The 11,961-nt window shown below is 72.1% G+C and carries 14 protein-coding genes and 1 pseudogene; 6 read left to right on the top strand and 9 right to left on the bottom strand.

Going from position 1 to position 11,961, the window contains the following annotated elements:
* Positions 1-10 precede the first annotated feature (10 nt).
* Entirely contained in the window at positions 11-1,534 is a 1,524-nt protein-coding gene (locus ACSUPR_RS17225; protein WP_436885626.1) for an aldehyde dehydrogenase family protein, read from the bottom strand.
* Between the two features lie 318 nt (positions 1,535-1,852).
* Here ACSUPR_RS17225 and ACSUPR_RS17220 point away from each other — a divergent pair, with 318 nt between their 5' ends.
* The gene (locus ACSUPR_RS17220; RefSeq protein WP_436885625.1) at positions 1,853-2,515 is read left to right on the top strand and encodes a class II aldolase/adducin family protein; all 663 of its coding nucleotides are present in this window, start codon (positions 1,853-1,855) and stop codon (positions 2,513-2,515) included.
* A gap of 3 nt (positions 2,516-2,518) precedes the next feature.
* Here ACSUPR_RS17220 and ACSUPR_RS17215 read toward each other — a convergent pair whose 3' ends face one another.
* The 5 genes from ACSUPR_RS17215 to ACSUPR_RS17195 are packed head-to-tail and all read right to left on the bottom strand — an operon-like array spanning position 2,519 to position 5,745.
* Positions 2,519-3,076 carry a hypothetical protein gene (locus tag ACSUPR_RS17215; protein ID WP_436885624.1) on the bottom strand — a complete coding sequence of 186 codons (558 nt, stop codon included), beginning with the start codon at positions 3,074-3,076 and terminating at the stop codon, positions 2,519-2,521.
* A gap of 28 nt (positions 3,077-3,104) precedes the next feature.
* Complete coding sequence (locus ACSUPR_RS17210; RefSeq protein ID WP_436885623.1) at positions 3,105-3,650, bottom strand: hypothetical protein; 546 nt, start codon at positions 3,648-3,650, stop codon at positions 3,105-3,107.
* 28 nt (positions 3,651-3,678) lie between these two features.
* Complete coding sequence (locus ACSUPR_RS17205; protein WP_255647155.1) at positions 3,679-3,873, bottom strand: helix-turn-helix transcriptional regulator; 195 nt, start codon at positions 3,871-3,873, stop codon at positions 3,679-3,681.
* A 46-nt stretch (positions 3,874-3,919) separates the two neighbouring features.
* Positions 3,920-4,777, bottom strand: a complete 858-nt coding sequence (locus ACSUPR_RS17200; RefSeq protein ID WP_436885622.1) for an ABC transporter permease — start codon at positions 4,775-4,777, stop codon at positions 3,920-3,922.
* Entirely contained in the window at positions 4,774-5,745 is a 972-nt protein-coding gene (locus tag ACSUPR_RS17195; protein ID WP_436885621.1) for an ABC transporter ATP-binding protein, read from the bottom strand. The genes ACSUPR_RS17200 and ACSUPR_RS17195 overlap by 4 nt, the downstream gene beginning before the upstream one ends.
* A 298-nt stretch (positions 5,746-6,043) precedes the next feature.
* On the opposite strand from ACSUPR_RS17195, the gene ACSUPR_RS17190 reads away from it, so the two are divergent.
* On the top strand, positions 6,044-6,436 hold the full coding sequence (locus ACSUPR_RS17190; protein WP_436885620.1) for a VOC family protein: 393 nt from the start codon (positions 6,044-6,046) through the stop codon (positions 6,434-6,436).
* A gap of 1 nt (position 6,437) precedes the next feature.
* On the opposite strand, the gene ACSUPR_RS17185 is transcribed toward ACSUPR_RS17190, so the two are convergent.
* Positions 6,438-7,202, bottom strand: coding sequence for an alpha/beta fold hydrolase (locus tag ACSUPR_RS17185; RefSeq protein WP_436885619.1), 765 nt, complete (start codon positions 7,200-7,202; stop codon positions 6,438-6,440).
* Between the two features lie 142 nt (positions 7,203-7,344).
* Here ACSUPR_RS17185 and ACSUPR_RS17180 point away from each other — a divergent pair.
* The 4 genes and pseudogenes from ACSUPR_RS17180 (at position 7,345) to ACSUPR_RS17165 (ending at position 9,576) form a co-directional block, all read left to right on the top strand.
* A pseudogene (locus ACSUPR_RS17180) lies at positions 7,345-7,868 on the top strand (DinB family protein).
* A gap of 19 nt (positions 7,869-7,887) precedes the next feature.
* Entirely contained in the window at positions 7,888-8,133 is a 246-nt protein-coding gene (locus ACSUPR_RS17175; protein ID WP_436885618.1) for a type II toxin-antitoxin system VapB family antitoxin, read from the top strand.
* 69 nt (positions 8,134-8,202) lie between these two features.
* Positions 8,203-8,388, top strand: a complete 186-nt coding sequence (locus ACSUPR_RS17170; RefSeq protein WP_436885617.1) for a hypothetical protein — start codon at positions 8,203-8,205, stop codon at positions 8,386-8,388.
* A 381-nt stretch (positions 8,389-8,769) separates the two neighbouring features.
* Positions 8,770-9,576: an SURF1 family protein gene (locus ACSUPR_RS17165; RefSeq protein ID WP_436885616.1), complete on the top strand. Its 807-nt coding sequence runs from the start codon at positions 8,770-8,772 to the stop codon at positions 9,574-9,576.
* On the opposite strand, the gene ACSUPR_RS17160 is transcribed toward ACSUPR_RS17165, so the two are convergent.
* Together ACSUPR_RS17160 and ACSUPR_RS17155 are read right to left on the bottom strand one after the other, a co-directional pair.
* Positions 9,552-9,965, bottom strand: coding sequence for a DUF3817 domain-containing protein (locus ACSUPR_RS17160; protein ID WP_436885615.1), 414 nt, complete (start codon positions 9,963-9,965; stop codon positions 9,552-9,554). The two genes, ACSUPR_RS17165 and ACSUPR_RS17160, sit on opposite strands and share 25 nt — an antisense overlap.
* Positions 9,966-10,099: 134 nt before the next feature.
* Positions 10,100-11,587: a glycosyltransferase family 2 protein gene (locus tag ACSUPR_RS17155; protein ID WP_436885614.1), complete on the bottom strand. Its 1,488-nt coding sequence runs from the start codon at positions 11,585-11,587 to the stop codon at positions 10,100-10,102.
* Positions 11,588-11,961: the final 374 nt, after the last annotated feature.

Genomic DNA, 11,961 nt, shown 5'->3' with positions numbered 1-11,961 from the left:
GACCGTGCGGTCAGCCGAACCAGCGCTGCGGTTCGGGCGACAGGTTGCGGTAGATGTGCTTGGCCTCCCGGTACTCCGCGAGCCCGGTCGGGCCGAGCTCGCGGCCGATGCCGCTGCGGCCGAAACCGCCCCACTCGGCGCCGGGGAAGTAGGGGCCGTAGTCGTTGATCCAGACGGTGCCGTGGCGCAGGGCCGCGGCCACGCGCTCGCCGCGCGCGGTGTCGTCAGTCCACACACCGCCCGAGAGCCCGTAGTCGGTGTCGTTGCCCAGCGCGATCGCCTCGTCCTCGGTGCGGAAGCGCTCGACGGTGACGACCGGGCCGAACACCTCGGTCCGCACGATGTCCATGGAGCGGTCGCAGTCGACGAACACCGTGGGGCGGTAGAAGTAGCCCGCCCGCAGCTCCGGCTCGTCGGGCCGCCTGCCGCCCGCGATGATCCGGGCGCCCTCCTCGACGCCGCGGGCGACGGCGGCCTCGACCTTGGCGCGGTGCTGCTCCGACACCAGCGGTCCGCAGCGCACGCCCTCGTCCTGGCCGCGGCCGATGCGGATGGCGTCGGCGCGGCGGGCCAGCTCGGCGGTGAAGGCGTCGTGGACGTCCTCGTGCACGATGAGCCGGGCCCCGGCGGAGCAGACCTGGCCGGAGTGGAAGAACGCGGCGGCGAGCGCGTAGTCCACGGCGGTGTCCAGGTCCACGTCCGGGAAGACGATGTTGGGGTTCTTGCCGCCCAGCTCCAGCGCGATCCTCTTGACCGTGGACGCGGCGGCCGCCATGATCCGCCGCCCGGTGGCCAGCCCGCCGGTGAAGGACACCAGATCCACCCCGGGGTGCTCCGCCAGGGCCGCGCCCGCCTCCGGGCCGCTGCCGGTGACCACGTTGACGACGCCGGCGGGGACGCCCGCCTCCGCCACGAGTTCCATGAGCTTGAGGGTGGTGACCGGGGTGACCTCGGTGGGCTTGATCACGCAGGTGTTCCCCGCGGCCAGCGCCGGGGCGAGCTTCCAGGCGAGCTGGAGCAGCGGGTAGTTCCACGGGGTGATGAGGCCGCAGACGCCGACGGGCTCGTACACGATCCGGCTCTGCACGCCCTCGGGCGCGGACACCAGGCGGCCGGCGTCCTTGTCCGCCAGGCCCGCGTAGTAGCGGAAGACCTCGGTGACGTCGTCGACGTCGATGCCGCCCTCCTCCACGGTCTTGCCGGTGTCGAGGGACTCCTCCAGGGCGATCTCGGCCCGGTCCCGCTGGAGGAGGTCGGCGATGCGCTCCAGCAGGCGGCCGCGCTCTCCCGCGGCGGTGCTCCGCCAGGGACCGGCGAAGGCCCGCCCGGCGGCGGCGACCGCGTCCTCGGCGTCGGCCCGGCCGCCCTCGCTGACGACGGTCAGCACGGAGGCGTCGGCGGGGTCGATGATCTCCCGCACCCGGCCGTCGCGGGCGGCTCGCCACTCGCCGTCGATGTGGATGCTGGTGGCGCGGGTCGAGCCCGGGAGCGCCAGGTAGGGCGCCTCCGGGAGGGTGTCATGGCGTTCGTTCACGGGCCCGGTCTGCCCTCGTCCGCTGGTCACAAACAACCCCTTCTCATGGAGCACTTGCGTCGCAATGCCCACAAAACGGCTCTGAGCAGCGAAAAGGCCCGCATGAGACGCGACGGCCCGTGGTCCGCGTCACGCGGCCCCGCGGTCGGAGACTACGTCCGGCCAGGGGGCCGACCGGGACGGACATCCGCACCTGGGGAATACGGGGAAGAGTCTTTGACGTACATTTAGGTGTACCTAAGTGGGTTCGCCCGGTCCTCGGGCGCCCAGCACCGGCGGCCCGCCCTCGGGCCGCGCCCGCGCACGCCTTGAGGAAACATGCTGCTGGAACAGGAACGCCGGGACGTCTGCCTCACCGCCCGCACCCTCGCCGCCCTCCCCGGTATCGCCCCCGGCGAGTCCGCCACCCTCAGCGTGCGCAGCGGCGACCTGGTGGTCGTCACCCCGCACGGGGTCCCGCTGGACCAGATCCAGCCCGCCGACTGCCCGGTGATGTCGCTCGACGACCGGATGCTGGAGGGCCGCCGCGACCCGGCGGCCGAGACCACCCTGCACATGGCGGTGCACCGTCAGGCCGCCGGCCACGGCCGCGAGACCACCGCCGTGGTGAACGCGTTCACCGCCGACACCGTCGCCGTGTCGTCGGTGCTGGTCGAGCTGCCGCCGATCCACCACCGGGCCGCCGCCCTGGGCGGGGCGATCGCGGTCACCCCGTACACCACCTACGGCACCGGCGACATCGCCGACCAGGCCGTCAAGGCGCTCAAGGGCCGCGACGCCGCCCTGCTGTCGGACCACGGCGGGGTCGCCCTGGGCCGGGGCCTGGAGCACGCACTGGAGAACCTGCGCCTGCTCGACTGGCTGTGCGCCGCCTACCTGCGCGCCCGCCGGCTCGGCGAGCCCCGCGTCCTCTCCGAGGACGAGCTGGCCGCCGTCGCCCAGCGCGACACCTACGGCTGGGCCGGCCCCGACATCTGGTAGGCGCTACTCCTCCTCGTCAGGGCGGGTCCAGGCCAGGTAGCAGGCCGGGAAGAGGTTGTGCAGCGCCAGCACGGTCCACACGGCCACGGACGCCAGGCCGATCGGCACCTCCGCCACCACGCCGAGGACGTCCCTGGTGACCAGGTGCGCGATCCCGCCCAGGGCCGCCAGGGCCGTCATCATCCACTCGGTCACCGTGTGGCCCAGAGCGCGGGCGTGGTCGGTCTCGGCACGCTGGCGCTCGTCCACCACCCGCTCATAGCCCCTGAGCACACGGGCTCCGGCGTTCAGCCGCTGGGCGAGGGGTGCGTGGAAGACCAGCACGATGACCAGGACCAGCGCCGAACCGATGACCAGCGCGCCCGACCGGGCGGCCACCATGACGGCGAACGCCGCCGTGCCCAGCAGGGCCGTACCCAGGACCAGCGCGACCAGGCGCAGCCGGGTGGAGCGGCGGGCCCAGGCGGCCCGGGCGCGGGGCTCCTCCATCTTCTCGGTGAGGATCTCGTCGGCTGTGCGAACGCCGTCGGGCAGGCCGGCGGGGCGGTGGGGGGTGTTCACGGGGGCTCCTCTTCGCGTCGGAGGGTTTCTAGGCGTCGTCTTCGTCGTCGGGGACCTCGTCGGGGCGGGTCCAGGCCAGGTAGCAGGCCGGGAACGCGGCGTGGGCCATGGCGGTGAACACCACCAGCGGCGCCAGCACGGCGAGCGGGAGCTCGGCGCCCATGTCGGTCCCGGGCGCCGCCGTGGCGAACCCGGCGGCCACCGCGATGAGCAGGGTCGCCATACCGGCGGTCACGTGGTGGCCGAGCCGGGTGGCCCGGTCCATCTCCGCCCGCTGGAACTCGTCCAGGCCCCCGTAACCCACCACCCAGCGGGCCGCGATGTTGATGTGGGTCGAGATCACGGCACCCGCGACCAGCAGGGCGACGAACCCGACGAGCCCGGCGGTGGACCACGACTCGCCCACGACGAGGGGCAGGGCGAGGAAGGCCGTCGCCGCCAGCGTGACGGCGACGAAGACGACCACCGCGGCGCGGCGGCGCGAGCGGGCCGCCCAGAACGCCCGCCTCCGCGGGTTCTCGATCATGGCGCGGATGCGCTCCTGGGTCCGGCTGTCGGGCTGTCCGATGAACATGGTGATCCTCACTGGTCGTGCGGTCGGCTCAGCCGCCGATGCGGGGGAAGGGCTCGGTGGAGAACACGACCTCCACCGGGACCTCGAAGTAGCGGGCGATCCGCAGGGCCAGGTGGAGGCTGGGGCTGTACTCGCCCCGCTCCAGGTAGCCCACGGTCTGGTAGTGCACCCCGAGTGCTTCGGCGAGCTGGCGTCGGGAGACGTCCCGCTCCGCCCGCAGCATCGCGATGCGGTTGTAGATGGCCTCGGCGTTCCCGGCCCTCTTCTTCTCAGTAGGCACGCTGCATCGCTTTCTCCCGGGCCTGCTGGACCCTCGATCCGGACGTCTTGCGGGTCATCCGGCGCAGCACCCGCTGCGCGACCGCGAACCCGGCCACGGACCACAGTGCCAGCACTCCTGCGGCCTGGGGCAGCTGCCAGGAGCCCGTGAGCTCGGCGGCGGCGTGGGCACCGGGGAGCAGGGCGGCGCGCACCCCCATGCCCGACCAGTAGACCGGGAAGACCTGGGCGACCGCCTGCACCCAGGACGGCATCACCGAGATCGGGAACAGGACCCCGGACACCAGGGTCAGCCCCATCACCGGGAGCATGGTCAGGCCGACCCCGGTACGCGGGTTGCTCAGGGTGGCGCCGATGACCGCGCCGATCGGCGCCAGCGCCGTCATGGACAGCAGCGACACCCACACCAGGGTGAACACCCCGGTCGCGCCCTGGACCGCCAACCCGTCGACCAGGAGGAGGCCGGGCAGCAGCATGAAGGCCAGGGCCGCCGCGCTCATGGTGACCAGGTGCCAGGTCTTGCCCACCGCGTAGCCGACCATCCCGTCGGGCGCGACGCGGGCGCGCAGCAGGGTGCCGTCCTCGCGCTCGCTGCCGATGAGCTGGGCGACGGTGGCGGTGCCCAGCATGAGCAGCAGCATCGTCACCCCGCCGGTCATCATCATCGCGGCGACGGGGACGTCCGCGCCCTCGACCGTGTCGTCCCCGACGAAGAAGGTCAGGGCGACGAAGACGGCGGGCATGGCGAGGTACCCGCCGATGACCTCGCCCGGGTCGGCGAACGAGTTCCTGAACTCGGTCCAGCCGCGCGAGAACCCGGCGCGGGCGGCGTTGAGTGCGGGGTTCATCGGATCTCCTCGGCGAACTCGGCGGCGGCGCGGTCGGCGTCGCCGGACTCGGAGCGCTGGACCAGGTCCAGGTAGACCTCCTCCAGCGAGGGGCGCAGGACCCTCAGGTCGGCGATGGCGTCGCCGTGCACCCGGTGCAGTTCGGCGACGTGCCGGGCCGGGTGGTCGGTGGTGTGCACGTGGCGGGCGCCGTCGACGGTCCAGGTGACCTCGCTCTGCATGCCGACCAGGGCGGAGAGCCGGTCGGCGCTGCCGTCGGCGACGATGCGCCCGCCCGCGAGGATGAGGATGCGGTCGGCGAGCTTCTCCGCCTCGGCCAGGTCGTGGGTGGTGAGCAGGATGGTGGTGTCGTCCTCGTCGGCGAGCCGGTGGATCAGCTCGTGGAAGTCGCGCCTGGCCCGGGGGTCCAGTCCGGTGGTGGGCTCGTCGAGGAAGAGCAGTTCGGGGCGGCCGACCAGGCCCAGGGCGACGTCGACGCGGCGGCGCTGGCCGCCGGAGAGGGTGCGCAGCCGCTTGTGCGCGTGCCCGGTCAGGCCCAGGGCCGCCAGCAGCTCGTCGGTGTCGTAGGGGCGGGGGCGGCCGGGCTCGGAGTAGGGGGCGTGGAACCGGCCGAAGTGGTGGACGAGGTCGCGCACCTTCCAGGAGGCGTGGTCGCGCCAGGACTGCATGACCACGCCGATCCGGGCCCGCCAGCGCTCGTCGCCGCGGGCGGGGTCCGTGCCCAGCACCTCGACCTCCCCGGCGGAGCGGAGGCGGAAGCCCTCCAGGATCTCGATGGTGGTGGTCTTGCCCGCGCCGTTGGGGCCGAGCAGGGCGACGACCTCGCCGCGGCGGGCGGTCAGGTCGACGCCGCGCAGGACCTCGGTCGTCCCGTAGTTCATGCGCAGGCCGCGCACGGTGACCGCGGCCTCGGCCGGAGTCCCGTCCGCCACCTCCCGGGCCACCGATCGTGCTCCGGCGTCCGCCATGGCCGTGCCTCCTTCGTTGTCTCTCTACTGCGATAGATAGTACATGTACTACAAGGAAGACAACAGTCGCTATACATCGATGTAGAGGTGGTACACCCTGCCGCAGACGGGCCATGGGCCGCCCAGGCGCAGCTCAGCACGGCCGCCGCGGCCGCGTCCGGACGACTTCCGGAAATCTCCCGGCCCCGTGCCGGAACCCCTGGGGCCCCCGAAACCGGGTACGGATACTCAGGTAGGACTTGACCCGAGACCCCACACTGGTGCGGAAGACCGCAGATCCCGCTGGGAGGCCCCCAAGATGCGCTGCAGCTACATCCGGCTCCTCGTCAACGACTACGAGGCCTGCTTCCGCTTCTACTCCGACGTGCTCAAACTCCCCGTGCTGCGCGGCGACGAGTACAGCCGCTACGCCGAGTTCGACGTGTCCTCCACCACCCGCCTGGCGCTGAACCAGCGCGAGGTCATGGCCGAGGCGCTGGAGACCGACACCGCCGACCCCGAGCTCCCCCACCAGGACCGCATGGCCGTGGTGTTCGAGGTGGACGACGTGGACGCCACCGCCGCCCGGCTGGTCGCCGACGGCGCGCGCCAGGTGATGGCGCCGCGCGACTGGACGGCCTGGGGGACCCGCGCCGCCCACTTCCGCGACCCGGACGGCTACCTGCTGGAGATCAGCAGCCCGCTCATCTGAATCACGGGGCCACGTGCTCCGCCAGCAGCTCGTTGACCCGGTCCGCCCGCTCCACCCCGAGCAGGTGGGCGGCGCCCGCGACCACCTCGAACCGGGCGTCGGCGATACCGTCGGCGAGCCTGCGCCCGTGCCCGGGGGGCAGCATCGGGTCGTGCGCGGCCGACACCACCAGTGCGGGCACCCGCACGCCCGCGACCAGGTGCCGCTGGTCCATGGCCTGCATCGCGTCGCACACCGACGCGAACGCGCCGGGGTCGACCCGGCCCAGCTCGCCGACGAGCGCCTCCACCACGTCGGGGCGCTCCTCGACCAGGTCGGGGGTGAACCAGGGCAGCGACACGTCGGCCAGCACCGACTCCATCCCCGCCTCGCGCACCCGGTCCGCCAGGCGGTCCCACCGGTGTGCGGGGGGCGTGCGGGGCGCGGCGGCCAGCAGGGCGATCCGCTCCAGGGTGCGCGGCGAGTTGGCGGCGATCCACACCACCAGCGAGGCGGCGAGGCCGGCGCCCACCGCCGACACCCGGGACAGCTCCAGCCGCTCCAGCAGTGCCAGCACGTCCAGTGCCAGGTCCTCGACCCCGCACGGCCCGCCCGCGGCCGGCGAGGAGCCGTGGCCGCGGTGGTCGATCCGCAGGACCCGTCGGTTGCGGGTCAGCTCGGGCATCTGCGGCTCCCACACCGACAGGGTGGTGCCGAACGGCGGGACGAGCAGCACGACGGGAGCGTGCCGCGGTCCGTCGATCCGGTACTGGAGCGGAATGGTCATGAGGCCTCCGAGTCGCCAGAACGCCAGGGTATCCGCAAGCGTCGGAACCCTCTCGATTTTCGTTCCGACTGGAGGACAGGAACTGACCTACAGCCTTCCTAGGGTGGAACCACCGACACACCGAAGGCGAAGGCGGTACACCATGGCGACGGCGACGATGGCGGACACCGAGCGCACCTCCCTCCTGAAGATGCTCTCCGACCAGCGCGGCTTCCTCCTGCACACCCTCGGGGGGCTCGACGAGGAGCAGGCGACCCGGCGCACCACCGCCAGCGAGCTGACCCTGGCGGGGCTGGTGAAGCACGTGACGGCGGCGGAGCGGAACTGGATCCGGTTCGCCCAGGACGGTCCGCCGCGGAGCCGGTCGACTACGAGGACCCGGAGAGCTGGAAGGTGCAGGCCGACAGCTTCGCCCTGCTGGAGGGCGAGACCCTGGAGGGCGTGCTGGCCGAGTACGAGCGGACCGCGGCCGCGACCGAGGAGTACGTCCTCTCCCTGCCCGACCTGGAGGGGAGCCACCCGCTCCCGGAGGCCCCGTGGTTCGAGGAGGGCGCCTCCTGGTCGGTCCGCGACGTGCTCCTGCACATCCTGAGGGAGACCGCCCAGCACTGCGGCCACGCCGACATCATCCGCGAGTCCCTCGACGGCCAGAAGACCATGGGCTGACCTGCGCGTTCTCCATCTCATGGTGGTGTACCCGACCTGTACCGGCCGGGTACACCACCATGAGGCGGCCACGGCCCTGACCCGGATCGACATCGACGATGAGGCGCTCCAGGCGGCCACGGGACTCTCCGGAGCACGCACCGGGAAGGAGACCGTCGACCCCGCTCCCAGGGAGTACGCCGCCCGACACTCTCCGACGTGCGGGAACACTCCGTGCGGGACGTCGCCCGAAGCGGAGTGGGAGGGATCTCCGTGTCCGGGGTGACAACCGTCATCCCGGACCGGTGACAACGGCTTCTACCGGCCCGGAGTCCCGGCGGCGAGGATGGTGCACATGACGAAGACACAGAGCACCTCCCCCGACTGGACCCTCGGCCTCTCCCTCGGACTGGCGATCGGCATGGGCTTCGCCGCCGTCCTCACCGACCTCCTCCTGGGCGTCTCCCTCTCCGCCTGCTTCGGCGTCGCCCTCTCCTACGCCCTCCCCCTGGCCCGGAACGCCGCGGGCACCGCCCGGTGACCCCGGACACGCGGACGGGGTGCGCCCGAAGGCGCACCCCGCCGGAAAAAGCGGCGGGGGCCGCTTCCGCATCCCCCCTCAAAGTACGGAAGCAGCCCCCGCTCTGGGAAACGGCCTGCGACTCCTCCCCCCTGGAGTCGCGGCCTGGAAGGTCCGCACGCGGTCGGCTCGGTGCGCTCGGTGCCCTGCGGCTCCGGAGCGACTTTGTCGTTCCGCGTTGGTAGAGACACTACCCACCCCGACCTCACCAGACAACCCTAAGTCACGGGGAATTACTTAAAGTGATCGCCATTCCTCCGTCCATCCCGCCCCAAGCCGCCGCGGCCAGCGTCAAACCGGGGTCATGACCGGCCCCGCCGGAGGCGGACATAGCCTGGTCGGGTGAGATCACCGCTGCTCAGTCCCCGATGGATCGGCATCCACCTCGGCATCCTCCTGGTCGCCGCGGTGTGCGCCGCCGGCACCTCGTGGCAGTTCGTCCGCGCCTTCGAGCCGGACCGCGAGGTCATCACCAACCCCGCCGAGGACCTCGCCGACGCCGTACCGCTCGACGGGCTCCTCGAACCCGGCGAGTACATGCACCCGGACACCTTCGCCAACACGGCGGTCACCGTCACCGGGCGCTACGCCCCCGAGGACACCCTGCTGGTACCGCGCACCCAGGACGGCGCCCGCGGCCACGACGTGATCCTGCCGCTGGTCACCGCCGACGGTTCCGCCGTCACCGTCGCCCGCGGCTGGGTCCCCGAGGGGGCGCAGGCCCCGGAGGTCGCCGGCGGCGAGGTCTCCGTCACCGGCTGGCTGCTGCCGCCGGTCTCCGACGGCGGGTTCACCCCCGTCGCCACCGAGGAGGGGACGGTGGAGCGGATCGCCACCTCGCTGCTGGTCAACGAGTGGGACCACCCGCTCTACGAGGGGTACGTGGTCCTGCCCGAGGGCGACCCGGCGACCGCGGGTCTGACCCCGGTGCCGCCGCCCGAGCCGCCCACCGGCTTCACGGTCAACTGGCGCAGCCTGAGCTACACCGTCCAGTGGGCGATGTTCGGCGTCTCCGCCCTGGTGTTCTGGGTCCTGCTGATGCGCCGGGAGCTGGCGGACGCGCGGACGGCCCGGAACGCGGAAGGGGCCCCCTCCGCGTCGGAGGAGGCCCCGGAGGGCGATGGTCAGCCCGCGGCGGCGGGTTCCTGAGCCGGGGCGCCGCCCGCCCCGGCCTCCTTGGCCCTCTCCGCCCCGACCACCCTGTGCTCGACCACGAAGCCGAGGACCGGGATGGTCCCGGCCAGGACCACCCCGAGCGTCTTGGGCGCGCTCCAGCGCCGGTCCAGGGCGACCCACAGCACCACCAGCACGTACACCATGTAGATGTAGCCGTGCGGCATGGCGATGAACAGCATCAGCGGCGACTCGGGGCCGAACCAGTGCTCCAGCCCGGCCGGCGCGGCCATCAGGGAGAACCGCGCGGTCTCACCGATGAGGTACTTGGCGGGCATGGCCACGAAGGTCAGGCCCAGCAGGAAGACACCGGTCACATAGGCCAGCACCCGGTACAACGCCAACGAAACCCGACTCTTGTCCACCGCTACTTCACACCCACTCAGACGACTCGCACCCCGAGGAGGGTCGGGGTCCCTTCCCCGAGGCTAAACGCTGTCCGGAACCGGCCGTCCCCGGGGTGGCGCGTGCCGTCCCTCACCCCCTCCCCCGGCCGGGGTCACTTCTTGGCGACCCGGTCCGGGCTGGCCCACCGGCCGTCGGAGTCGGCGGTCCACGCCTTCGGGAGCATCCTGAGCGTGATGAACGCGTCCACGACCCGGATCGGGAAGAAGAGCAGCCCGTACACCAGGTACGACGGCCGCCGCCGGATCGCGGTCATGACACAGGTGAGCATGTAGTCGGGGATGAACAGGCCCATCGCGAGCGCCGTCAGCGGCAGGAACGCGGTGACCGCGGTGAAGGAGGTCCCCACGAACGGCACCGCCACGAACGCCTCCCCGGCGAGCGTGCCGACCAGGACGAACACGGCGACGACCGTGGTGAGCAGCAGGATGGCCGAGACCACCACGACCTCGAGGATGTACAGGCCGAGGAACACCCAGAACGTGCTGGGCCAGATGCCGTGGCGCCGCACCGTCTGCCAGAACCCCAGGGTCCACCGGCCCACCTGCTTGCGGTAGTCGGAGAAGGTGAACGGGTCCTGGCTGTACGCCTTGGTGTCCGGCCGCATCGAGATCCGTCCCAGGCGCTTGTGCTGCACCTCGAACGTCATGTTGAAGTCCTCGATGACCAGGCCCTTGGGGTTGACCTCGATCTGCCGCAGGGCCTCGGTGCGGTAGACGCTGGCGAAGCCGGGGACGATGAACGACGCGTTGGTCCCGCGCCAGGTCTGCCCGAACCGCATGAAGTACTGGAGCATGAAGTACAGGCGGTCGCGGTAGGCCGAGATCATCCGCCCCACGAAGCTGCGCTCGCGCGGCTTCCACTCCGACACCACGAACCCGGCGACGGCGGCCACCTTGGGGTCCTGGAGCTGGCGGCGGACCCCGTCGACGTACCCCTCGTCGAGCTCGGTGTCGGCGTCGAGGATGAGGACCGCGTCGTAGTTCTCGGTGAGCGCGAACTCCTCGATGACGGCCTCGATGGCCCCGGCCTTGCCCCGGTTGGTGAGCAGTTCCAGGACGTTGACGCCGGTCTTGGCGGCGATGTCGGCGGTGGAGTCCTTGGAGGAGTCCGACACGACGTAGATGTCCCACCGGGGGAACAGGCCGAGCGCCGAGGAGATGGCCCCGCCGATGACCGGCTCCTCGTTGTGCGCCGGGATGATCACGGCGATGGTGGCGGTCCCGGGGCCCTCCCCGGCCCGGGCCGGCCCGGCGTCGGTGCCGGCCGCGTCGTCCGCGGGACCGCCCGAGCCGACGAGGACCCGCTCGCGGGCGCGGACGGCGCGGCGCTCGCCGACCGGCGTCTCACGCCGCAGCACGGCCCGGACGGAGTCGTCGCCCAGGCGCAGCAGCCCGACGGCGGTCCAGAGCAGGAGGTTGGCGCCGAAGGCCAGCCACAGGAACACGTACCCCAGGGGTCCGAGTCCGGCCGCGGCCGCCATGTCGGTCGCGAAGTCGAACCAGAGGACGAAGAGTGCGGCGGCCAGGGCCAGGGCGATCAGCCCGACCAGCAGGCCGCCGACGAAACGCACGATACGCACAGCCTTGGGACCCCTCCCGAAAGTGATCGGTTTCGGACCGACATTAACCCGCTAAGTCGACGATAGGTTGACGCCCTGTCACCTGGAAGGGTTCACCCGAGTTCGCGTCCTATGTAGGCCACGGAAATCGTATACACGGGCTTGCGTGAAGTGGTACCCATTAGAAGATATTTGGGACCGGGGACCGGGGGCGTACGCGCCGTCGGTTTATCCCCGGCCGGCCCGGGCCTCCCGGGCCCCGCGTGATCCGCGACGGACGGAGACAAGGAGAGTGCACGGCGTGATCGGCGATTCTGCTTCTCCATCACCCGAACCCGCTCCGACCGACTCGGGTCGAGAACCCGGTACCGGCCCTCTGACCGGTACGGACTCCT

The organism is Nocardiopsis dassonvillei (genome assembly GCF_964273065.1).
Taxonomy (GTDB): domain Bacteria; phylum Actinomycetota; class Actinomycetes; order Streptosporangiales; family Streptosporangiaceae; genus Nocardiopsis; species Nocardiopsis dassonvillei_B.
This window is presented reverse-complemented; position numbering and strand designations above follow the sequence as displayed.